Consider the following 23,854-nt stretch of genomic DNA (forward strand, 5'->3'; position numbering starts at 1 on the left):
ATTTATAACATAGTATGAAGTTAATGGCATGATGATACCATTACTTTTTCTTTGATGAAGTTTCTTCTTATTATTTCTATTTTTTGGGGCAAAAAAATTGCGGATATATCAACTGTTTTCATACATAGAACCTTACTGAATGAAGATAAAAATTTCGGTTATTCTAACGTTAGAAAGGAGGTCCATCATTGCATCGCCATTTTATATTTCTTTTCACATTTTTATTTTTAGGGATTATGCTGTACCCTTCTGTCTCTTTTGCAAAGGAGGATCTTACAGAAGAAGAAATTTTACAGCAGCGTATGTCCTATTATGTACAATTCGATGAATTACTCATTCCATGGCATTTTTTAGCCGCTATCGATCAATATGAAAGAAACCTACAATCAGTTCGTAAAGACATCCCTAAACGAGAAGGCTATTTGGCTATCCAATTTTCTGATGAATACTGGTCAGGTGCATTAAATCCTGTAAAGGAAGACACTTCTCCTGAGACAATTAGCTATTTCGGAGGAATGGGCCTTGATGGTAATCATGATGGAATCGCTAGTCCAAAGGATGATGAGGATGTCATATTTTCGATGGCTAGTTATTTAGGGAAATTTGGAACGACTGATGAGGATTTTAAATTAGCTTTATGGGAATATTACGGAAGCGAAGAAGCCGTCAATCAAGTATTTACCATCTCCACATTGTACAGACATTTTAAAACTATAGAACTTGATGCACATACCTTCCCGCTAAATATCCGCTCTGATTACAGTTACAGGGGCACTTGGGGCGCCAATCGTGGTTGGGGTGGACGCCGTATTCATGAGGGAACTGATATTTTTGCCAGCTATGGAACGCCTGTATTATCTACCTCTTATGGAATAGTGGAGGTAAAAGGATGGAATCAATTTGGTGGCTGGCGTATTGGTATTCGCGACAATCATAATTCCTACCACTATTATGCCCACCTCGGTAGCTATCATAAGGAAATTGAAGTAGGTACAATTGTTAAACCTGGTACTGTTCTTGGCTATGTTGGAAGCTCTGGATATGGGAAAGAAGGTACATCGGGCAAATTCCCTCCACATCTCCATTATGGTATTTATAAATTTAATGGAAAAACTGAATGGGCTTTTGACCCTTATCCTTCCCTTCTACAGTGGGAACGCCAGGCGAAAAATCAAAAACAATAGAGAATCCTTTACTTATGGCACTTGAAGCATTTTGCTTCAGGTGTATTTTCTTTCTATATAGGAAATTCTACATAAACATATAAATTAGTTGTTAGACATCTATATATATTTAACTATTAAGAAAAGGAAAATAATTATATCATTGTACTAAAAAACTATTTTTAAATATTTCTATCGAAAGGCTTATTAATACACATAATTAGTTATAAAATAATACTTGTGTTGAAAAAATTTCTCAATGAGATAGTAAAGGGATGGGAAAATGAAAGGCATTATCAAGTTTAAAACACTTAAAACACGAATTTTAAGTGCATTTATTCTTTTGTTAGTTTTAGTAGTTAGCTTTACAACCTACACTTACAATTCCAATACAAATATGGAAAAACAGGCAAAAGATTTAGTGAAAGAAGATTTAGTTGTTTTAAATGCAAGTAAAAATTTAGCACTCTCTATGAGTGTCCGTCTATCTGCAGCGTTAAATTATGTGTTGACAGGCGACGAAAAATACAAAGAATCATTTGATGAGTATCGCAAAATGGCTGAGGAAAATAATGCTATTCTAGACAAATATGAAAAATCAGATGAACGCGATCAACTTGTAGTAATCGCTCGTGATTGGAGTACCCTTGTCAATACAGAGGTATTTGATATCTACCAAAAGGGCAATAAAGAATTAGCTTTAGAAAATTTAATGGATACACATGAACTCGTAACGAAAGTGCGATATGGTTACGAAAAACTGGCAGATGAACGAGCTAAAGCCATTACAGATGTCGGTAATGATGTTGTATCAACTAGCTCTGAGAATCGAACAATTGGTATCGCCTTTAGCTTGATTCTAACTATAGCTGGTATTCTAATTGCCTTTATCACAGCCAGTACCATCTCTAAACCTGTTACAGTAGTAGCCGACCGGATGAAAGAATTAGCAGATGGAAATTTGCAACTAGAGCCTCTGCCTGTAAAAGCCCGAGATGAAATTGGAACATTAATGGTAGCAGCCAATGACATGAACGAAAAATTAAAACAAACGATCCAGTCTATCTACTCGGTTTCTGAAACAGTAGCAGCTAGTAGTGAAGAACTTGCTCAATCATCGAATGAGGTACAAGCAGGTACTGAGCAAATTACAGTAACGATGCAAGAGCTGGCATCTGGTACAGAAACACAAGCATCTACCACAGGTGATTTGGCAGAAACAATGACAGCATTTAAGCGTAGCATTCATGAAACTACACAAGAGGGCATTGAATTAAGCGAACATTCTAGTCATGTTCAAAAATTAACGGTTTCAGGGAAACGTTTAATGGTGCAATCTACCAAACAAATGGCTACAATAAATGAAATTGTATTAGACTCTGTGAAAAAGGTAGAAAATTTAAATGAACAGTCTGCCGAAATATCCAAGCTAGTGTCAGTTATCGATGATATTTCAAACCAAACAAATTTACTTGCATTAAATGCAGCAATCGAAGCAGCACGAGCAGGTGAGCATGGCAAGGGCTTTGCTGTTGTGGCAGATGAAGTCCGAAAGCTTGCTGAGCAAGTACAGTTCTCTGTCACGGATATTGCAACAATTGTCCAGCGTATTCAAGGTGAAACTGGCAATGTAACATCTGCCCTTCAGACTGGCTATGAGGAAGTAAAAAGAGGAACCACACAGCTCGATGAAACTAATGAAACATTTGAAAAAATTTCTGATGCTGTTGGGGATATGATAGTTAATATTTCAACGATTACAACGAATTTAAATCAGCTTGCTCAAAATTCGGAAACCATTAATGCTTCTATTGATGATATGGCCTCCATTTCACAGGAATCCGCTGCTGGCGTTGAGCAAACAACAGCAACTGTTGAGGAAACCGCCGCTACAATGGATGAAATCGCTAGAAGTGCAAATCAGCTTGCTGGAATGGCCGAAGAGTTAAATACGCAGCTACAGCAATTTAAAATTTAATCATCTAAACAACAAAGGCTATCTCAAATTTTTCTATTTTGAGATAGCCTTCTCTCTTATTGCCAATGACTTATTGGCACTCGTTCCAGTTCATGACGTTTAATAATAACACTTATCTTTTGAAACCATTTCTCACAAAGCTCTATGGCTTCTTTATAGTCATCCTCCTCTTTTGATATGGGATCTTCACTATTATCCATGAACATATATTCTTGAATAGGCTCTGATAAATGATCTACTACTAACTTTAGCGATAGCTGTGAAATTGTATCTTCTTCTACCTCCTCTTCTTCTATTTCATCTGCTTCAGCAAGTAAGGAACCACTCATTAGATGATTCTTTGTTCTAACCGTAAATACTTCATCTTCCATGATGGCAACCTCATATATTCTGTTAAATGGAACCTCTATAATTTTTAGTTCTTCGTCTAAAGCTTCTCTTCGGGCGAAAATAAGCATGTTTGTCTGTTCATTTAACAGTAAAGCATTTAAAGCATCATTGGAAACTGTACATTGTGTATGAGGAATAGCCATTATCTCCTCCTCACTAGCTTCCGTCATGGCTGTCAAAGTTTGTATGGCAATATAACGCTCTTTTAAATAACGGATACTCCCTAGACCGACTAAAGCCAGCCCGATTAAAAAAAATAGTTGCTTAATAATGACTAATTCAATGGCATTTGCTAGATAAAGATAGACAATCCCTAATAAAATGAAGAAAATATTTTTCATCCAATTCCCGCCTTTATCAAGATAATCACTAGAAAAATTCAGATGATGTACTAGCAATAGTATTCTTGATTCTATCGTTTCATTCTAATAAAAAACACGAATTCATTGAACTTTACAATGAATCCGTGCTTTTGCTTTTAACGACCAATTAGCTCTTCTTTACTACTTACGTCGTCTAATGTTTTATCTTTTTCTATTTTATGCATCTCAAGAACATGCTCAGATGGCGGAACGAGTATGCTCACCACGACAATTGTGATACCAGTTATAACAACACCTGAAAATACAGGAGCCTGCCATAATTCATTTAATAGACCTATGAAGCCTTCTGATTGGATTGTCAGACTAGGTACGAATGTTAGTGATGTCACAATGTAATAAACTAAGCCAACGGAAATACTTGCCCAAACTGCTGGTGTACTGACACGTTTCCAAAATGGTCCTAAAACGATTGGCCAGAATATTGTTACGAATATAATATCCCAAGCTAAATAAGCTAAATCAATTACTTTTTGGAAGCTTACAGCTAGCACTAAACCTAATAAAGCACTAGCTAGAATAATAGATCGCGAAAATCTTAATAGCTTCTTAGGATCAGGATTGTGATTAATAAAATCTAAATAAATATTCTTTGTGACAATCCCTGAAGTCGCTACATAACATGCAGCTACTGTAGACATCCCCATGGCTGCCATGGCTGTTAAGAAAATAGCTGCTAATAAAGGAGGAAAATAACCTTGTGCAAAGGTAAGCATCAATGTTTCTGGGTTTGTGCTTTCAGGATAAATAGACTTAAAGGCTTCCCCTAGCATCCCTGGAATCCAGCTAATTGCAATGACAATAATACCAGCAATAATCATGCTTCGTTGTGCCACCCGTGGACTTTTTGCAGCAGCTACCCTCTGCCCAAGGTCAACTGCAGGGATATCTCCAAGTGCTAGTACAAGATACAAAGTCCAGAATTCTGCTCCTGCCTTCTCAAATAATGTACTGATATTCCACCACTCGGGATTAAATGTAACGTCTGGATAGTAAAACAAAATAAAAATGGTAATACCCAAAATACCTGCCACTGCAAGCGCACCTTGTACGATTTCAGTATAGGCTACTGCCCATAAACCACCAATAACTGAATAAATAGCCGTTAGCGATACAAATAGAAGCGCCGCAGGTATAAAATCAATTTGCAATAATTGCTGAATAATATACGTTCCACCAACTGTTAACGCCGCTGCATTAAAAACTCCAAAAGCAATTGCCATAACAACCCCTGTATAGGCTCCTAGCTTTTTACTGCCATAGCGTAAACCGTAGTAATCTGCTAATGTCCAGCCCTTTAAACGTCGTAATGGCTTTGTCCAAATGAGTGCTCCAAGAATCATACAAGTCCCTAAACCACCCATTGTTGCCGAACCTTCAAAGCCACCACTTGTATAGCCAGAGCCTACCGCTGCAAAAAAGAAGGGAGCTGCTAATAATGCAGCGACTAAACTACCCGTTACAACGGATAAAGGCATGCTCCAGCCAGCAACAATTAAATCCTCGGCTGTGTTGACACGCTTATAGCCTTTATAGCCAATATAATAGATAAATAATAAGTATAAGCAAAAGATAATAATATTTAACATTATTTACTCCTTCGTTTTCCATTAACCGTTCATTACGACCCCACCATTTGGCGTTAAAATTTGACCTGTATAGAAGTCAGCATGATTAGAGGCTAAAAATAATACACTTTTCGCAATTTCTTCTGGTTGTGCTAAACGTTTTAATGGATATTTTGCGGATTCTTCCTCCACATAGTTATCGCCAAACTCTTGTAGAATGTCCGTAAATGTTCCACTAGGAGCAACTGCATTGACAAGTATAGAAGGTGCTAATTCTCTTGCTAAAGCCTTTGTAAAAGCATTAATAGCACCCTTTGCAGCTGAATAATGCGTGAATTCTTCACAACCCAAGCTACCAATATCAGATGAAATATTGATGATTTTTCCTGTATTACGTTCCTTCATTCTTTTTGCTGCTTCACGGCAATTATAGAAACAGCCATATAAATGAACTTTAATCATACGATCCCACTGCTCATCCGTTAAATCTGTAATGCTGGAACCCTGTGCAAATCCAGCGTTATTTACAAGAATATCAAGATTCCCAAGATGCTCGTCCATAAATTGATGCATCGCTTGTACTTCTTGAGAGTTAGAAACATCTGCGTGGAATATTAAAGCTTTCACACCCAACTTTTCTGCTTCTGCACGTACAGCTTCTGCCTCTTGCTCATCCCCAATATAATTAATTAAAATATTGGCTCCATGTTGCGCAAAGCCTAAAGCAATTGCTTTACCGATTCCTTTACTAGAGCCTGTAATTAAAACATTTTTTCCTGTAAAATTAATGTCCATTATGATCATTCTCCAATTTGAATTTTGCCACTAGACCTTGCAGCTCTTCTGCTGTTTTGCCCAGTGATGAAGAGGCATCCTTTACTTCCTGCATGGTAGATAATTGCTCTTGTGTAGAATTCGAGACATTTGAAGAGAACTCTGCTGACTGCTCTGCAGATTGTTTAATATTATTAACAGATGCCGCCACTTCTTCTGAGGATGCAGAAATTTGTTGTGAAGCTGCTGAAATTTCACGTATTTGGCTAGCTACTTCTTCTGAGGAAGTAAGAATTTCTTTAAAGATTTCGCCTACTTCATTGGTAAATGCCATCCCTACCTTAACATCCTCTTTGCCTCTCTCCATAACTGTGATAGAAGCGTTTGAATCAGACTGAATAGAACTAATTAAATTGTAAATTTCTGTTGCTGATTGAGAGGATTGTTCAGCTAAGCGTCTCACTTCATCCGCAACAACGGCAAAGCCTTTACCGTGTTCACCTGCTCGTGCCGCTTCGATCGCAGCATTTAAAGCTAATAGATTTGTTTGATCAGCTATAGCAGTAATTAAGCTAACAATTTCACTTATTTTTTTAGTATTAACATGTAGTCCATTAATGGTTGTCCCTATTTGTTCAACAGAATCATTAATTAACTCCATTTGAGCAATAACTTGTTGTACAACTTCATTGCCTCGTTCAGAAGCCTGTGATGCTGAAATAGAGGATTCCGCAGCTACATTTGCAGAATCAGCAATTTGCTGAATACCTGTTGCAGTTTCTTCCATAGCAGCAGCTGTTTCCTCTGTCATGGTCATCGAGGCCTCAGCATTTTGTGTAATTTGATTCATGTCTAGTGCAATATTTGTTGAGCTGTTATAAGTTTCACCAGCATGTACCGTTAATTGATTGGCTGCTGAAGAAACGTGATTGGATGTATTGCGTATGTTTAAAATAATATGTTGCAAATTAGCCACCATTGTACGAATGGATTCAGATAATTTACCAATTTCATCCTTTGATGTCTCTAAATCCACATCTATTAATTCACCATTTGCCACTTGATTGGCAACGTTCACTACTTTTTTCAGTGGCTTTAATAGTCGATCTATAATTATGTAAACTAAAACTAATAAAATTAAAATGCCGATAATGGCAATGACAATTTGCTTAATCACACTTGTTTTAATAATCGTATTGATATAATCAGCGGAGTAATCAATCCCTAATAGGGCAATCAGTTGGCCATTATCATCTTTAATAGGACTAAAAACCGTTCTCCAAGAACCAAAAGGATCCTCGAATATATCAGTTACCTCTGTACTATTATTTTCAATAGCTAATTTTGCTGTTTCTACATGTTCATCCGCTAAATCAGTAAAAATTTCACCGGCTTCATATACTTCATTTAGATTAGAGGTATAGCCAATTGGATTGACGCCACCCTCATCCTTGACATCCCAAATATAACTCCAGCTCATAATACCTTGCTGGTCCTGAATCATATCAAGTTGCTTTTGGATCTTTGTAAACTTTGCGTTTGTTTCCCCTTTTTCGGACAGCAAATCTTTTACTTCATCACTGTCTAAGTTCATAGCTGTTAATAAACCAACACTTTTTAATTCTTGCTCCAAATCCACATTCATCCGATTATTCAATTCACTAATACTTTGCGTCGTAATAATAGCGATAAGCAGTAATACAACGATAGAGACTGTTAGTAAAAGCTTATTTTTTAATGATGTGTTTTTTAACAACTTCATTTCCCCTTTTCCTCCTTTGAACTTTACTTGCAAAAAAATGCCTATTTCAAAAGAAATAGGCATAAAAGAACAAAAACTAGAATGAGAATGATACAACTAGCACTCTTTTGCAACCCAGCCGCCATAGCATTTATTGCCTTAGACCTGTAGCTTTGCGTCTTTACTTTTCAGTAAATTTGCCTATATTTCCCTACCAAAATTAACACAGTAGGTAAAAGTAGTCAATGCTCTCTACTTAAAACATACATATTTTATACTAGCTGTTCCTTCATTAATAATTATATAAATTACTTAATTATGATTCATCTATTGAACAAAATAAAACAGCTACAACCTCAATTAGCGTTGTAGCTGTCCACTTTCAATTCACTTACCCCTAAGTGTTTGAATAAATTATACGTTTTGTGTGACAAGTAATACGGAAGGTATAAAGGATAACGCAAACATAGCGATATACCATACGGAAGTACGACGTAATGAAAAGCGTACTTTTTTTCGTTCCGCATAAAAAATATCTAACATAACTGCAACAATAAAAGGCATTGTAATACATGCAATAGCTACTAATAAGATGTCAAAATAAATCATACAAGCACCCCTTTGTCTGTGAACATTTTTCATCTTTTTTGTGAACATTTTGTGATAATTTTATTGTACACAATTTCGTCACAAATTGTCAACGAGTTTTAAAGAAAAAAATGGCACTTTATGATTGATATCCATTGTGCATTATGCTCTATATTTATATGTTAGGCCCCTTAAAAAATTTCGTACGAATGAATCGCCACACTCTTTATAATTACGATGACTTGGATTTCTTAAAATAGCACCTAATTCACCTTTTGTAACTTTAATGCCGCCGTCATATAAAATCTCAAGCATCTCCTCAGTTGTTAAAGCTAAAGCAATTTTTACTTTCTTTAGCAGCATATTATTTGGACTTTCTTTACCTGACACAGGTAAAGGTCCAACAGCCTGTCCTTCTCTTGGTTTCTGAGGCCCACGTTTAAAAGTAATTAATCCATTTAAAAATGCCTCTAACATTTTATTATTACATTTGATGTATTCCTCTGGCGCTTCTTCCTCATCATTAATCTTAATCAGCATATTTAATACTTCTTCCTTTGAATAACCCATGCCACCAAGTTTAAAAATTTCTACCATATCTACATTTTTTATATCGAACGCATAGCGTAAACGAATTAAGATATCATTATTTGTCATATATGTTCCTCCTTTAATTAACCTTATATAGTAAAGAGCCAGGCTTAATTATAACAGAGAGTTTGCTGATTATTGCTAGCTTTCCACAAGTTGTTGTTGTTAGCAAATAGCGTGTGCATTTCCTACTTTTTAAATGTATGAAAAATTTAATCGCAACCATTCTAAGGTCAAGGAGGTGAGAACAATGGCTAACAATAACCGCAGTTCAAATAAACTTCTAGTACCTGGAGTACATGAGGCTGTCAATCAAATGAAATATGAAATTGCACAAGAGTTTGGCGTTCAGCTTGGGCCAGAAGCATCTTCTCGTGCAAATGGTTCCGTTGGAGGAGAGATTACAAAACGTCTTGTTGAAATCGCTGAAAAACGTTCAAAAGGTTTATTATAATTAAATACTAATAAGAAAAGAACGAATCCCATTTACATAATTGGAATTCGTTCTTTCGTGCTCTATAAAATTATGCTGTTTGCAATTCCTTCCCTGAGCTCTTAAGCGTTAGCATAACGATAAAGGAAATACAATACAGTGCTGCTAAGTAAATCATCACGACAGTCATATCGTAGCTTTGTAAAATAAAACCTACAAAGATTGGTGAAAACCCACCTATAGCTCGTCCAAAGTTAAAAATGGTGTTTGTTGCTGTACTGCGAATTTGTACTGGATAAAAGCTACTAATTAATGCACCATACCCTGCAAACATTCCATTAGAGAAGAATCCTACAACCGCACCGCCTACTAATATCGCTACTGCACCTGTTGCAAACGAGTAAAAGAATACAGCACATGCAGAGGCTACTAAAAAGATCCCGAATGTTCGCTTTGCACCAAAACGATCCATAAATCTGCCAAACGTCAGCATTCCAATGATCATGCCAACTGCGGTACTAATTGTCCACAATGCTGAGCTTGAAACCGATAAACCTTGCGATTTCTGTAACATCGAAGGTAGCCAAATCATTAGACCATTATAGCCTGCAATTTGAACAGTAGCCATTAGAATTAGGGAGAGTGTTGTCATGGTGATACGAGGTGAAGCAAATAATTGTGCTAATTTCCCGTTCTCTTGCTTATTATTTTGTTGTTTCTGCGCTGCTAACCATTCTGGTGATTCATCAATATTTTTACGTACGATGAAGGCAAAAATAACTGGTAGTAATCCTACAAAGAATAATGCACGCCACCCTAAAGTTGGTAAAATAATAGCACTTAATAAAGCGGCTAAAATTACTCCATATTGTGCACCTACACTGACATAAGAGGATGCTCTGCCTTGTTTATTCTTTGGCCAAGCCTCCGCCACAAGCGCCATCCCAATACCATATTCTCCGCCAGCACCTAAACCAGCGATAAATCTATAAACATAAACTTGTTCAATACTTGTTGCTACTCCTGTTAAGGCCGTTCCGATGGCAAACAAAATAATCGTATACGTAAACACTTTTACTCGACCATATTTATCTGCTAATACACCGAAAATAATACCACCCAGTAGCATCCCAATATTCGTGATGGATGAAATCAATCCACCTGTTGCAAGATCAATATTAAATTCTGCAATAATCATTGTCATAGCAAAGGAAATAAACATAATGTCCATTCCTTCTAGCGTTAGCCCTGCCACTGAAGCAACCACGGTTTTTTTACGATAATCCATTCTTTTTAGCCTCCATTTTCTAGTTGTCGATCTCTTTTAGTGAATGGATTATAGCTGTCTTGTCCATTCTCTTTTGAAGCCTCACGGGACTTCCTTTAAAAGAGGAGTACGGAACAATAATAAAAGCCCTTCCGTCACAGAGGACAAAAGGGCATGACAAAGCAAAGATATTAGCTTAAAAATATCACATAGCCCTTTTCAGCCTCTCTGGACCGTATTAAAGGATTTATATATCGTTCATTTATACCGTTCTACATTCTATAAGATTACTGAAGAAAAAGCAATGGTCGAATAGTGGAAATTCAACACGGTATTTCTATAAAGTTTTGAGCAAACTGATAAATTAGATTAGCAGGTACAGCCAAATTAAGGTTTTGACCATCATCGAAGCCTGCTGTAATCAGGCCAACCAATCGCCCATGCATATCCAATAAAGCACCACCTGAACTGCCATTTGATATAGCGGCTGTAAATTGAATCATAGACATTTGCCGAATATCACGAAAACCCGAAACAATCCCATCAGAAACTGAGTTAAACAATCCTAACGGACTGCCAATCGCCACAATTTTTTGCCCTCGAACTAATTGTCCATCCATTTTTACAGGTAAAGGATGGCTTATTCTGTCTACCTTCAAAATAGCCAAATCATGCATATCATGATATTTTACAAATTGATGGGTAATATACTCGTTGGTATCATTTTCATAGAGCACAGAATAATATTTTCCACCACCCACAACATGCAGGTTTGTTAAAATATATCCATCTTGGTGGAGAACGACACCAGAGCCATAGCATAAAACCTTGTCATCCTCCCCGAAGGTCTTAATCATCACAACAGATGTGGCTAAGGAGGCTAATTGCTCATAACTCCACTCCTCTGTCGCATTCGTTTTTTGAGCAGGAATGTTCAATTGTCTTGAAGTACTTTTAATAGGCAATGTTATTTCTTTTTCATAGAAATGACGACACATATGTAAGGTAGAAGACGCTTCTATTATAGGGTACATATTGGCAATATCTCCTTTGGGATTCATGTAACAAATATCGCACCCCAGTGACGATAAGAAATATAAAAATAGTAATTCATGCTGCGTAATGTCACCTATAAAAACAATTTTGGGGGACGTTGGATTTTCCTCCGAAAAAATTTGTGGTAAATAATAATCCATCCAATACAAAAATTTAACTGCAAAATTTTTTAACAACGTTTCATTAGGATAAGGCTGATTTTCTTTAAATAGTTGAATCATCTGTTTAAAGCTTAGCTTTTTTGTCCATTCAAGTTGATCACTCGCTAATTTACTGCACAAAGATAGCTTATACAGTAATTGCGGGTTTTCAGCAGCAGTCTGCCACATTCTCCAACTTTCCGACAATCTATCTACATCTTCCTTATTACGAATGACCTCAAGTTTATGCAGTCGTAAATAAAAAATGCTTTGCTTGGAGAAATACTCCTCCATTTTTAGAATCTCATCTTTATAAAAATCTACAGAATCAGGTATACCGATATATCGTAGAAAAACAACTTCCTTCGTAAGAGAATGTTTGTTGTGATTAATTTGCATAAACTCCTGAAAAGTATTTGCTGATTTATTGTATTTAATTTTTAACGGTCTAGTTGTCACAATCATCTTCATACAACTCCTATAAGCTCTTCATTACATATAATGGTACTTATATACAATTCTCTGATGTTTCTCTAAATCCTCTATTGATTGCAAACAAAAAAACCCGACTCTATAAAGAATTGGACGTAGCTTTGGAATAAAGATTTAGAATAACAACTCCCAATGTTTTCTAGTTGTTCATTAGTATTCCATTAGTTGTTAATGCCACTCTAACATAATTAAAAACTAAAAAGATGTTTTATCCATTCAATTTAGTGGAATAGATTGAATGTGAACATATATAGGAGGGATCAATAATGACAGTCAAATTGACAGTAGAAAACGTAGTACAGGCGAAACAAGAAGTGGAGAAATTAGAAGCGCAAGGATATCTTCGAGATAACATTTACATCTTTGCGCACTATGAAGAACGTGAAGATGATATTAACGAAGCACTCGGGACTGAAGAAGCTGGTATTAGCGAGCAAGGGTTCCTGACTTCTCTGAAGAACCTGGTGAATTCCCGTGGAGATGAACTCCGCAACAAGTTAGCTTCTGTCGGATTAAGTGAATCGGAAGCTGCTCAATTCGAAAAGGAACTGGATACAGGTAAATTGGTCATAATTGCCAATAAGTAAAAACAAACCCGGGAATCCAATCCCGGGTTTGTTTCATTTTACACCTTCGTCTCTGTATTCAAGATAGCCTTTCAACTATTGTCAATGATCTGCTCGAGGAAATTTTCTTCTTCTTCATTAAAGAGTCTTCTTTAGCAATATGGTCCTATTCATAAAGAATGACACTTTTCCTTATTACGGAAAAGCACCCGATAATGGAATAACTAAATATGATTTCCATCAGATTATTATTTCTCCCAAATTAATACTGCACGTTCTAAAACTGAATACCAAGAATCCTTTCCTCCAGGAACCATCTCTTCTGAATCAAATTCCACATAATATACCGCATCGTTATTTCCACTTTCAGGTAGAACAAAGGTATCTTCTTGTCCAAGCCTCTTTTCATCATCAATCAGGTTTCTCGAAGGCGAATCAGCCACTGTTTTTGTATAATAAATAAAACTCACAATCTTTTTCTCTCCATCAATTTCAATTCCCATAGGAAACGTTCCGTGAACACCTGCACGGCTTTTGCCATAATATCGGGAAACCAACTGATGATCATTTTGTCTTTCGATTTTGATCAAATCTTCCGAATAAGAAATAACCGTTTCATAATAGAAAACAGACAAATAGGTCCCTAATAAAATAAGTGCCGTTATGAAAACCGAAGTAATGGAAATGATCACTTTTTTCTTACGCCATTTTTTACTGATCTCTTTAAATTGAAAAGCCTTATTTTCTGCCGGGATATAAAGTTCCTGTTTCATGGTTTCATATTCTTTTTGACATTTTTCACAATGCTGTAAATGTTCGTCTACCATTTCTTTTGTATCTTCACTAACTACCTCATCAACATACAGAGGTAAAACATCTTGAATAATTGTGCATTTAATCTCTTTCATAATTCATCGCCTCCATATACTCGATAATTTGTTTTCTCGCTCTGTAAAAGGTAACCCTTGCCCACCCTGCACTTTTTCCAAAAAGACGTCCTATCTTTTCAAAAGGTAATTCTCCAAAAGTACGTAATGAAAAGACCTCCTTATATGGCTCATTCATCGAGTGAAGAAACTGATGAACCATGAAGGCATCTTCTTCATTCATCAAATGCTTTACAATTTGCACTTCCATACTTGATTCTTCTACTGCACCTGAATCTACTTGTCGTTTCTTTCTTTTGTAGTGTGAGAAATATGTATTTTTCGCAATTGTAAAAAGCCATGCTCGAATATCCTTAGAACCATCAAATTTTTTTATTGCTTTTAATGCCTTAAAAAATGCTTCTTGTGTTATTTCCTCGGCTATGCGCTCATCGTGACTTAATGATAGGATATATAAATAAACTTCTTTAAAGTATTCCTGATAGATTTCCTCAAAGTCCACCTATTTTCACCCCTTTCACTTATATAACTCTTAGAATTTAATTACGTTACAAAAATATGTTATTTTCGATTACCAATCTACAAATGATTCAGGGGCAATATTGTTATTTTCACAAACATAAAAACAAGAGCCCCCTAGCATCTGACAAAACCTCAATAGCGACAAATTGAAAGGAGCAAAGAAAGGGAAATCTCATCCTCAAATCTTTGCTCCTACTTCTACTGTTATTTACTTGACTTTATTGGTGGTTTCATCATTTCATTGTCAATCAATATTGTTTGATTCAAAGTTGTCCAGTAATACACGCACTTCATCCGTTGATTTTGTGTTCATCAATTGACTTCTTAATTCACCAGCTCCTCTGAATCCTTTGACATAAATTTTGAAGAAGCGATGAAGTCCTGTGATGGAACGTGGTAGTTCTTCCGCGTATTGATCTTGAAGATCGAGCTGCAGTCTTAAAAGATTAAGATACTCTTTACTGCTATGCTCTTTTGGCTCTTTTTCAAAAGCAAAAGGATTTTTAAAAATACCTCGTCCAATCATCACGCCATCAATCCCGTATTGTTCAGCTAGTTGGAGTCCCGTTTGACGGTCAGGAATATCTCCATTGATCGTCAGTAGCGTATTAGGTGCAATACGGTCACGAAGTTTTTTGATTTCCGGAATAAGCTCCCAATGCGCATCTACTAGGCTCATTTCCTTTCTTGTTCGTAGATGAATCGAAAGGTTCGCAATATCCTGCTTTAATATATGCGTTAGCCAATCCTCCCACTCATTAACATCCTTGTAGCCAAGCCGTGTTTTCACGCTAACAGGCAGTCCGCCCGCTTTTGCTGCTTGAATTAATTCTGCGGCCACATCTGGTCGGAGAATAAGGCCACTCCCCTTCCCTCTTGATGCTACATTCGGTACAGGGCAGCCCATGTTAATATCAATGCCTTTAAAACCTAGCTCTGCCATCCCAATACTCATTTCATGGAAATATTCGGGATTATCTCCCCAAATATGTGCCACCATTGGCTGCTCATCTTCTGTAAAGAGCAAACGACCGTGCACACTTTTCTTTCCCTCTGGATGACAGTAGCTATCCGAATTTGTAAACTCAGTAAAAAACACATCTGGTCGACCTGCTTCACTTACAACGTGACGAAAAACAACATCCGTTACATCTTCCATCGGTGCAAGCACAAAAAAAGGCCGTGGTAAATCGCGCCAAAAATTATCTATCATGTTAATTCCAAATCCTCTCACTATGGACATATTGATATATTTACCTCATTACCTAATAGAGGTAGAAGCATTATTTATCAAGAGCTAATGTAAAAATCAACAATGTTTATTTTAACGAAAATCAGTCCTAAATGGTATTTTAACAAACAAAAAAGTAGATGGTATAGATTATTTCTACCTCATCTACTTTTATTATACCTAATTTTCATTTCTATATTTTTTCGAATGGATCCATTTGTGAGGTGGATTTAAACAAAATAGATAATATGACTGCAATACTATCGGGTGGAACTCAAATATTTACTTTCTATATTTGAGTTCTGCCGTTATCTTCTTGCATCTGTTTATTATACTGTACCTCTGGTTTCTCTGGTTTTTTCGACCAATAGGTAGCGAGAATCGGACCAGAAATATTATGCCAAACAGCCCCAAGTACACTAGGTAGGGCCGCTAAGGGACCGAAGTGGGCAGTGGCTAACGCTACACCCAGACCAGAGTTCTGCATTCCAACTTCAATTGAAATAGCTCTTCGATTGCTTTCATCAAGGCCTAATACACGGGCTGTTATATAACCAAATAACAATCCGAATGCGTTATGAAGCACTACAGCTGCAAAAATAATGGAGCCTGCCGAAGCGATGGTATCGACATTACCAGCAACAACAGCAGATACAATAATCATAATAGCAACTACTGAAATAAGAGGAATCACATTAATACTTTTTTCTACGATTTGAGGAACAACTCTTCTGATAATAATCCCTAGGATAATAGGGATAATAATTACTTGAATAATTGAAGTAAACATTGCTATTGGATCAACTGGCATCCATTTACCTGCAAGTAATAATAGGATGATTGGTGTGGCAATTGGAGCTAATAATGTCGAAAAGGATGTCATTGTGATGGACAAAGGTACATTTCCTTTAGCTAAATACACCATGACGTTTGAAGCAGTTCCACCAGGTACAGATCCAAGAAGGACTAGCCCTGCAGCTAATTCTGCTGGCAAGTTCATTATATAAGCAATTAAAAAAGCGGAAAGTGGCATGATAACATATTGAGCACATACACCAATAATGACTGGTACTGGATTCGTGATAACCAATTTAAAATCAACTGCTTTTAACGTCAGACCCATGCCAAACATAACAATGCCTAGCAAAATCGTGATATACCCGCCAAATATTAAAAAGGGTTCTGGAGCTATAAAGGCAATAACAGCAATACAAATAACCCATATAGCAAAGTATTTTCCAGCAATCGTACTAATCGCTTCTAAAATTTTCATATTTCCACTCCCTATATTTTTATTTTCAATATTTTATTCGGATTGAAAAGTGTGTCAGGGTCAAGTGCTTGTTTAATCTTTTCCATCACTAGAAGTGCTTTACCGTGTTCTTTCTCTTGATATTTCTGCTTACCAATGCCCACACCATGTTCTCCTGTGCAAGTTCCTCCTCGTTCCAGTGCATACATCACAATCAACTCATTTAATTCATCAGCTTTCTTTATTTCCTTTGGATCATTCATATCAATCATTAATAGTACATGGAAATTTCCATCACCAACATGTCCAACAACCCCACCTGTAAGCGCTAACATATCAAGTGCTTCTCTTGCATGTTCAATAGCACCTGCTAACTCGGATATCGGTAAGCAAACATCGGTTACCATTAGTTTTTTTCCTGGATGTCCATGGACATAGGCGTAAGCTAAATTATGGCGAGCTTCCCATAATTGATTTCGGGCTGCATTATCCATCTCAAATTCAATATTTTTGCAATTATGAGCCGCTACAATCTCTTTCATAAATTCTACATCCTGCCTTAAGCCAGCCTCATTTCCCTCAAATTCCAAAAATAAGGTTGGTTGTTCTTCATAAGCTGTTTGACTATACAAGTTCACTTGTTTCATTGAAGGTTCATCTACAAGTTCAACTCTTGCAATGGGAATTGCCGCTTGTAGAATACTCACAACTCCTTCCACAGCATCATTCACTGTTTCGAAGGACGCTCTAGCAGCCATGACACATTCAGGAATACCATAAACTCTTAACGTCAACTCAGTAAAACAACCAAGTGTTCCCTCTGACCCAACAAATAGACCGTTTAAATGATAGCCCGATGAAGATTTCTCTGCTAAATTCCCTGTATGAATCACTGTTCCATCTGACAGAACAACCTCTAAATCTCGAACTTGATCGCGCATAGTACCATATTTAACAGATGTTGTCCCACTAGCATTTGTTGCGGCCATTCCTCCAATTGTCGCATCTGCTCCTGGGTCTACGGAGAAAAATAATCCATATTTCTTCAACTCTTTATTCAATTGAGAACGTGTCACCCCTGGTTGAACTTTCACAAGAAAGTCCTTCTCTCTAACTTCTACTATTCTGTTCATGAGTGAAAAATCAATTGTTATCCCATGATTATAAGGAATCACATGTCCTTCTAAGCTTGTTCCTCTTCCAAATGGCACTATTGGTACTTTGTATTGATTTGCTATGTTCATTATCTTACTTACTTCTTCTGTCTTTGTCGGAAATACCACAATATCGGGTAGACAGGCACTATGATAGGATTCATCACTGCTATGCTGTTCTAAAATCGTTTGATTGATTGTCACTTCAATTTCTGGAAGAACACTTCGTAGGGCCATCACTAATTCTTCATTTGTAGTAATCATTTTTTCCTTCCCCTTTTGCTCTCATAGTATTTGGATGGTTTAATTAATAATTTTATATGTCATACCAATTTTCTATATTCTTAAAATTGGTCCAACCTTTTTACATTGTACTAAATATTCAGAAAATATCAACTATTATTTTTTTTCGTAAATTGATAAACATGCTGTATTTCTGTATGATTAAAGCGTTTATAGTACTATGTATTTAAGGTGGTGAGATAGGTAATGCCTCAACCAAAGAAAAAAGCGTATCAAGTAATTGTTGATCAAATAAAGGAATATTTTTTAAATGGTGAATTACAGCCTGGGGATAAACTCCCGACAGAAAGAGAATTAGCGAGTCGTTTTAATGTCAGTCGAACATCGGTAAGAGAGGCACTTCGAAAGCTTGAAATAAAGGGATTTATTGAAATTAAACAAGGCAGTGGTAGCTTTATTAAAACAGCAGAGTCCCATACTTTAGGTGAAGAACTTTCCTCTACAATTATTAATACTGAAAAAAAATTAATTTATGAAATGTTGGAGCTTCGCCAAGCACTTGAAGTGGAGTGTGCCTTTTTAGCTTCACGACGAGCTACTTCTGTAGACTTAGAACGAATTAGCCAAGCATTAGACATGATGGATCAAGGTAAAAATGATGTAGAATTAGGAATTCAAGCAGACCTAAGTTTCCATCTTAATATTGTACTCGCCTCACATAATTCAATATTTTTACAATTGTTTCAAACCCTTAGTGAGCATATGCAAGACACAATCCGAGCTACCCGCAGACAACGCTTGGAAGATTCGGAACGAATGCAAGAGACTATTGATGAACATAAAAAAATTTACTTAGCCATCGCCTCTGGAGATGCGAACCAAGCTAAGCAACTCATGGAAAACCATATCACGCAAATAAGACGAGAATTGACAGAGTCACTTTTAAGTCATATTGGAGAAAAAAACAATTAAAACCCGAGATACACACGGATGAAATGTAGCATATTGGAATTAATGAAAAAAACTCGGATTTGATCGAATCCGAGTTTTTATTGATTTTAACTAAATTCCGTCCTAAAACGGTAATTTTTATATTGTATAGATGAGTTTAGTAATGTGTTACACATTTAACTTAAGCCATGCCACGGCTTCACAATGTGTGGAGTGCGGGAACATATCCACTGGCTGGATTTCCTGCGTTTGATAGCCGCCATCCTCTAAAATGCGAAGATCGCGTGCTAGTGTGGCTGGGTTACAGGATACGTAGACCACTCGTTTTGGTCGTTGCTCTAGAATAGTAGTTAGCAGTGCTTCATCGCAGCCTTTGCGCGGTGGATCAACTACTAGTACGTCTGCTTCCTTGCCTTCTTTATACCATCTTGGGATAACTTCCTCTGCTGGGCCTGCCTCAAAATAAGTATTTGTAAAACCATTAAGCACTGCGTTGCGTTTGGCATCTTCAATCGCTTGTGGGACAATTTCCACGCCCATGACAGTCTTTGCTTTTTGAGCAAGGAATAAAGAAATCGTACCAATTCCACAATACGCATCAATGACACGTTCATCTCCCTGTAAGTCAGCATAATCTAGTGCTTGCTTGTAGAGGACCTCTGTTTGCTCTGGGTTGACTTGATAGAAAGAACGAGCAGAGATTTCAAAACGTACATTACCGATAGTATCAATAATAACGTCTTTACCCCAAAGGTTGATTGTGTCATCACCAAAAATAACATTGGTTTTCTCACTATTCACATTTTGCATAATTGATGTAACGTTTGGCACTAGCTTTTGGATTACTGCAATAGCTGCCTCTTTTTGTGGTAACTTTTTCTTTTTCGTTACAAGGACAACCATGACTTCTCCTGTTGCTCGTGCTTTACGGATAACGACATGACGCAACATGCCTTCATGTGTATGCTCATTGTAAGAGCGAACACCTAACGTTGCTAATTCCTTTTTCAAGCCTGCAAGAATAGCATCTGCTTCTCCTGTTTGAATTAAACAGCGATCCATATCCACAATGCTATGCGTTTTTGTTTTATAAAAGCCGGCAATCGCTTGTCCTGCTTCATTTTCAGAGAAAGGAATTTGTGCTTTATTACGGTAGTGCCAAGGTTCTTTCATACCTTTTACTGGGTGAACAGGTGCATGAATTTTACCAATCCGCTGCATCACATTGCGCACCATATTTTCTTTCCATTTTAGCTGCCCCTCATAGGATAAATGCTGTAATTGACAGCCGCCACACTGCTTGAAGTAATCACATGGAGCTTCAACACGGTCTGGAGATGGCTTGATAATATCTATTACCTTTGCAAAGCCATAGTTTTTTAATGTTTTTAACACATGGATTTCGGCCGTTTCGTTTGGCAGTGCGCCTTGTATGAATAGTGGATAACCTTCAACCTTTGCGACACCATTGCCATCATGCGTTAGATCTTCTATATAAACTGAAAGTCGTTCATTTTTTTTCACGGGTGCTGACATTCGTACATCCTCCATTTCAATCTCCTTATTGTAGCATGTGTTGGCGAATGAAAAAAGAACAAGACTTGGCTGTTGCGCGTCTCTGCTAATTAACTTGAAAAAAGAGTCGCTATTCGCGACTCTTTTCCTGCTCTTTTGTAATATGATAATCCCTTGGTGCCCACCAAAATGCACACAAGATCCCAAGAATGACGACAATAAAAGGTGCATAAAAAATTAAAAAACTTTGCATATGTGCTTTCCTCCTATGCGTGATTGTCTTCTTTTCCTGTCACATATTTTTTATTGAATAAGAATAGTTTCATCAATAAATAAAGTGAAGGAAGAAGAAGACACAGTCCTAAAATAAATGCGATAACTAAAGCGATCGCCATTTGTGTGCTTGTAAAGCTATCGTAAATGGTTAAATACGGATACAGTAGATATGGATATTGAGCAATTCCATAAGCAAAGAAGGCTACGGCAAATTGAGCAATCAGGAGCCCAACTGCAAGTCCGTACTTTTTACGCATGGCAATGAGTACGACTGTGACAATAAATAAGACAGCTGAAATCGCAAACATCCACCATAAATTTACCATATGACTGTAGCTCTCTGGGTTGATGGATTTCATTTCATACATAATGCCAAGCGCACTAATCATTAGCGGTGCTGCCCACACAAGAGCATATTTTCTCATTAGTTTCGTTGCTTCGCTATCATTTGCTTTATGCGCGTACCATGTTAAAAATACGGCTGAAATATACAATACCGCAGCGATACTTAGTACCACAATGCTCCAAGCAAATGGACTTGTATATAAAGTCCAGTAGTTCAGCACAGGCTGCCCATCAATTACATCAACATAGCCTCCACCAGCAATGGCAAAGACAACGGATAAAGAAGCGGGAATTAATAAACCTGCTACACCATATGTCAGTGTATATCCGATATGGCCTCGTGTACCATACGATTCAAAGGCATAGTAGGAGCCTCGAATTGCCAATAGTACAAGCGAAATACTAACGGGCACAAGTAAAATCGTTCCGTAATAAAAAGCGGTTTGCGGGAAAAAACCTACGATTCCTACAAAGAAGAATACTAAAAAGACATTGGTAACTTCCCAAACAGGCGATAAATAACGTTTAATAATATTTGTTAAAATATGATTTTTTCCAATAAGTAGGCTGTATGCATTAAAGAAGCCAGCACCAAAATCGATTGATGCGACTATGACATAGCCAAATAGGAATATCCATAATACTGAAATACCTAAAATCTCTAACGTCATAGGATGTCACCGCCTTTTTCAGAGTGGCGATCTTCAATCTCGCGTTCGATTGGGTTCTTTTTAAACATTCTTACCAATACGACAATACTTCCCACTGCTAATACTGCATAGACTCCTGCGAATAAAAGCAGCATTAAATCCACATGGTCGCTCGTCGTAGCTCCCTCAGGTGTACGCATTAGTCCATAAAGTATCCATGGTTGACGTCCAACTTCGGCAAGCCACCAACCTGCTTCAATAGCGATAATTGATAGTGGTCCTCCCGCTACGATAATCCATCTATACCATCGTGAATGAATAAACTGCCAGCACCGTGCTTTCCCTACAACATAAAGTAATGAAACTAGCATCATAAACATACCAATGGAAACCATGATATCAAAGAGATAGTGAATATAGAGTGGTGGTAGATCCTCTTCCTCAAATTGATCTAAGCCGATTACCTCTGCATTAGGATTAAAATGTGCAAGAATGCTTAAAGCATACGGAATTTTGATAGCATATTTAACTTCTTCTCCATCTAAGACACCAAATAATACAAGAGACGCCTTACCTTCTGTTTCAAAATGCCATTCTGCTGCTGCTAGTTTTTCGGGTTGATATTCGGCTAAGTATTTTCCTGAAAAATCTCCAATCACAGCGGCTGCTATGGAGAAAATCAAGCCAATTTTCATTAGTAAAAGTAGTGATTTTTTATGGTATACATGCTTCGAGCCTTTTAACATTCTAAATCCTGCAATAGCTGCTAGCACAAATGCCGATGTCATGTACGCTGTCACAAGTACATGTGCAACCTTCGTTGGCATGGCGGGGTTAAACATTGCAAGAAAAGGTTGAATATTAACAAGTTCTCCGTCTACGATATCAAATCCTCTTGGTGCGTTCATAAAAGCATTAACGATTGTGATAAAGACTGCCGACATCGATGCTCCGACAGCAACAGGGATTAACAGAAGCATATGCTTTTTCTGACTATCAAAGCGATCCCAAGTATATAAATAGATGCCCAAGAAAATCGCCTCAAAGAAAAATGCAAACGTTTCCATAAAAAGTGGTAACGCAATTGTTTGACCAGCGAGTTGCATAAAATTAGGCCATAATAATGATAGTTGTAAGCCGATTGCGGTTCCAGTTACCACACCGACTGCTACAGTAATGACAAAACCACGGGCCCAACGTCTTGCCATTAAGATATAATGTTCATCATTCTTTTTATACCCAGTCCATTGAGCAATCATAATCATTAACGGGACACCCACACCAATTGTTGCATAAATAATATGGAACGATAATGTTAACTCCGTTAATGCTCGGCTCCAATAGACCGCTGATTCATTAATCATCTCATTGCCCCCTTAACTTCCAAATATTCTTCCAAGAATAGAAAGTAGCATAATGATTGCAACACCAAAGCTTAGCCATATAAGCTTCTTTTCTTGTGACTTATACAAAGGCAACACTTCCTTTCCCTTATCCATACCCCCATTTTCCACTATTCCAACGAAAAAAACCTTAATAACGGACCGAAACTTCAGTCTATTATTAAGGTTTCAAATTTTGTTCAAGTAATATACGCACATTTGCCAAACATTTTTCTAATTTCATTCACATTCTTACTTCTAAAGCTTAGTTTATGGGATTTAGCCAGTTTTATTCTAATGATGGAATTTTAATTTGGAG

General features: G+C 37.1%; 22 protein-coding genes and 1 riboswitch. Of the genes, 5 read left to right on the plus strand and 17 right to left on the minus strand.

The window, feature by feature from the left end; translation table 11 throughout:
* The first annotated feature begins 188 nt into the window (after nt 1-188).
* Entirely contained in the window at nt 189-1,184 is a 996-nt protein-coding gene (locus AC1RFD_RS19540; RefSeq protein WP_319839652.1) for a M23 family metallopeptidase, read from the plus strand.
* A gap of 262 nt (nt 1,185-1,446) precedes the next feature.
* Entirely contained in the window at nt 1,447-3,141 is a 1,695-nt protein-coding gene (locus AC1RFD_RS19545) for a methyl-accepting chemotaxis protein (protein WP_492475200.1), read from the plus strand.
* 56 nt (nt 3,142-3,197) lie between these two features.
* Here AC1RFD_RS19545 and AC1RFD_RS19550 read toward each other — a convergent pair whose 3' ends face one another.
* From AC1RFD_RS19550 to AC1RFD_RS19575, 6 genes are all read right to left on the minus strand, one after another.
* On the minus strand, nt 3,198-3,872 hold the full coding sequence (locus tag AC1RFD_RS19550; protein WP_054548995.1) for a hypothetical protein: 675 nt from the start codon (nt 3,870-3,872) through the stop codon (nt 3,198-3,200).
* A 137-nt stretch (nt 3,873-4,009) separates the two neighbouring features.
* Entirely contained in the window at nt 4,010-5,500 is a 1,491-nt protein-coding gene (locus tag AC1RFD_RS19555; protein ID WP_048394850.1) for a sodium:solute symporter family protein, read from the minus strand.
* A gap of 21 nt (nt 5,501-5,521) precedes the next feature.
* Nucleotides 5,522-6,274, minus strand: coding sequence for an SDR family NAD(P)-dependent oxidoreductase (locus tag AC1RFD_RS19560; RefSeq protein ID WP_009374257.1), 753 nt, complete (start codon nt 6,272-6,274; stop codon nt 5,522-5,524).
* Complete coding sequence (locus tag AC1RFD_RS19565) at nt 6,264-8,015, minus strand: methyl-accepting chemotaxis protein (protein WP_328025614.1); 1,752 nt, start codon at nt 8,013-8,015, stop codon at nt 6,264-6,266. The genes AC1RFD_RS19560 and AC1RFD_RS19565 overlap by 11 nt, the downstream gene beginning before the upstream one ends.
* Nucleotides 8,016-8,120: 105 nt before the next feature.
* Nucleotides 8,121-8,206, minus strand: a riboswitch (cyclic di-GMP riboswitch).
* Nucleotides 8,207-8,408: 202 nt separating this feature from the next.
* Nucleotides 8,409-8,603: a hypothetical protein gene (locus AC1RFD_RS19570; RefSeq protein WP_004225659.1), complete on the minus strand. Its 195-nt coding sequence runs from the start codon at nt 8,601-8,603 to the stop codon at nt 8,409-8,411.
* A gap of 141 nt (nt 8,604-8,744) precedes the next feature.
* Nucleotides 8,745-9,239, minus strand: coding sequence for a YehS family protein (locus tag AC1RFD_RS19575; RefSeq protein ID WP_492475201.1), 495 nt, complete (start codon nt 9,237-9,239; stop codon nt 8,745-8,747).
* A 184-nt stretch (nt 9,240-9,423) separates the two neighbouring features.
* Between AC1RFD_RS19575 and AC1RFD_RS19580 the strand changes: the two genes are divergently transcribed.
* On the plus strand, nt 9,424-9,627 hold the full coding sequence (locus AC1RFD_RS19580; RefSeq protein WP_004225662.1) for an alpha/beta-type small acid-soluble spore protein: 204 nt from the start codon (nt 9,424-9,426) through the stop codon (nt 9,625-9,627).
* Nucleotides 9,628-9,697: 70 nt separating this feature from the next.
* On the opposite strand, the gene AC1RFD_RS19585 is transcribed toward AC1RFD_RS19580, so the two are convergent.
* Complete coding sequence (locus AC1RFD_RS19585) at nt 9,698-10,894, minus strand: MFS transporter (protein ID WP_004225665.1); 1,197 nt, start codon at nt 10,892-10,894, stop codon at nt 9,698-9,700.
* A gap of 302 nt (nt 10,895-11,196) precedes the next feature.
* The gene (locus tag AC1RFD_RS19590; RefSeq protein ID WP_009374259.1) at nt 11,197-12,534 is read right to left on the minus strand and encodes a trypsin-like peptidase domain-containing protein; all 1,338 of its coding nucleotides are present in this window, start codon (nt 12,532-12,534) and stop codon (nt 11,197-11,199) included.
* Nucleotides 12,535-12,827: 293 nt separating this feature from the next.
* Here AC1RFD_RS19590 and AC1RFD_RS19595 point away from each other — a divergent pair, with 293 nt between their 5' ends.
* On the plus strand, nt 12,828-13,148 hold the full coding sequence (locus AC1RFD_RS19595) for a YflT domain-containing protein (RefSeq protein ID WP_054548992.1): 321 nt from the start codon (nt 12,828-12,830) through the stop codon (nt 13,146-13,148).
* Nucleotides 13,149-13,375: 227 nt separating this feature from the next.
* Here AC1RFD_RS19595 and AC1RFD_RS19600 read toward each other — a convergent pair whose 3' ends face one another.
* The 5 genes from AC1RFD_RS19600 to AC1RFD_RS19620 all read right to left on the minus strand — a co-directional run bounded on the left by AC1RFD_RS19600 (nt 13,376) and on the right by AC1RFD_RS19620 (nt 18,437).
* Nucleotides 13,376-14,035, minus strand: a complete 660-nt coding sequence (locus AC1RFD_RS19600) for a zf-HC2 domain-containing protein (protein WP_054548991.1) — start codon at nt 14,033-14,035, stop codon at nt 13,376-13,378.
* Nucleotides 14,022-14,516: an RNA polymerase sigma factor gene (locus AC1RFD_RS19605; protein WP_054548990.1), complete on the minus strand. Its 495-nt coding sequence runs from the start codon at nt 14,514-14,516 to the stop codon at nt 14,022-14,024. The genes AC1RFD_RS19600 and AC1RFD_RS19605 overlap by 14 nt, the downstream gene beginning before the upstream one ends.
* Nucleotides 14,517-14,780: 264 nt before the next feature.
* A complete protein-coding gene (locus AC1RFD_RS19610; RefSeq protein ID WP_492475202.1) occupies nt 14,781-15,749 on the minus strand; it encodes a tRNA dihydrouridine synthase in 969 nt (322 codons plus the stop codon).
* A gap of 307 nt (nt 15,750-16,056) precedes the next feature.
* Nucleotides 16,057-17,040, minus strand: a complete 984-nt coding sequence (locus tag AC1RFD_RS19615) for a bile acid:sodium symporter family protein (RefSeq protein WP_048394864.1) — start codon at nt 17,038-17,040, stop codon at nt 16,057-16,059.
* A gap of 11 nt (nt 17,041-17,051) precedes the next feature.
* Nucleotides 17,052-18,437 carry an FAD-binding oxidoreductase gene (locus AC1RFD_RS19620; protein ID WP_048394866.1) on the minus strand — a complete coding sequence of 462 codons (1,386 nt, stop codon included), beginning with the start codon at nt 18,435-18,437 and terminating at the stop codon, nt 17,052-17,054.
* 225 nt (nt 18,438-18,662) lie between these two features.
* Between AC1RFD_RS19620 and AC1RFD_RS19625 the strand changes: the two genes are divergently transcribed.
* The gene (locus AC1RFD_RS19625; protein ID WP_387256487.1) at nt 18,663-19,388 is read left to right on the plus strand and encodes a FadR/GntR family transcriptional regulator; all 726 of its coding nucleotides are present in this window, start codon (nt 18,663-18,665) and stop codon (nt 19,386-19,388) included.
* 147 nt (nt 19,389-19,535) lie between these two features.
* Here AC1RFD_RS19625 and rlmD read toward each other — a convergent pair whose 3' ends face one another.
* From rlmD to AC1RFD_RS19645, 4 genes are all read right to left on the minus strand, one after another.
* Complete coding sequence (gene rlmD, locus AC1RFD_RS19630) at nt 19,536-20,903, minus strand: 23S rRNA (uracil(1939)-C(5))-methyltransferase RlmD (RefSeq protein WP_066038233.1); 1,368 nt, start codon at nt 20,901-20,903, stop codon at nt 19,536-19,538.
* A gap of 109 nt (nt 20,904-21,012) precedes the next feature.
* Nucleotides 21,013-21,135, minus strand: a complete 123-nt coding sequence (cydS, locus tag AC1RFD_RS19635; RefSeq protein ID WP_004225690.1) for a cytochrome bd oxidase small subunit CydS family protein — start codon at nt 21,133-21,135, stop codon at nt 21,013-21,015.
* 13 nt (nt 21,136-21,148) lie between these two features.
* Nucleotides 21,149-22,174, minus strand: coding sequence for a cytochrome d ubiquinol oxidase subunit II (locus tag AC1RFD_RS19640; RefSeq protein WP_004225693.1), 1,026 nt, complete (start codon nt 22,172-22,174; stop codon nt 21,149-21,151).
* Nucleotides 22,171-23,517 (minus strand): cytochrome ubiquinol oxidase subunit I, encoded by a 1,347-nt coding sequence (locus AC1RFD_RS19645; protein ID WP_054548987.1) that lies wholly within the window; start codon nt 23,515-23,517, stop codon nt 22,171-22,173. The genes AC1RFD_RS19640 and AC1RFD_RS19645 overlap by 4 nt, the downstream gene beginning before the upstream one ends.
* Nucleotides 23,518-23,854 lie beyond the last annotated feature (337 nt).

The organism is Lysinibacillus sp. GW823-FHT02G10, assembly GCF_058797135.1.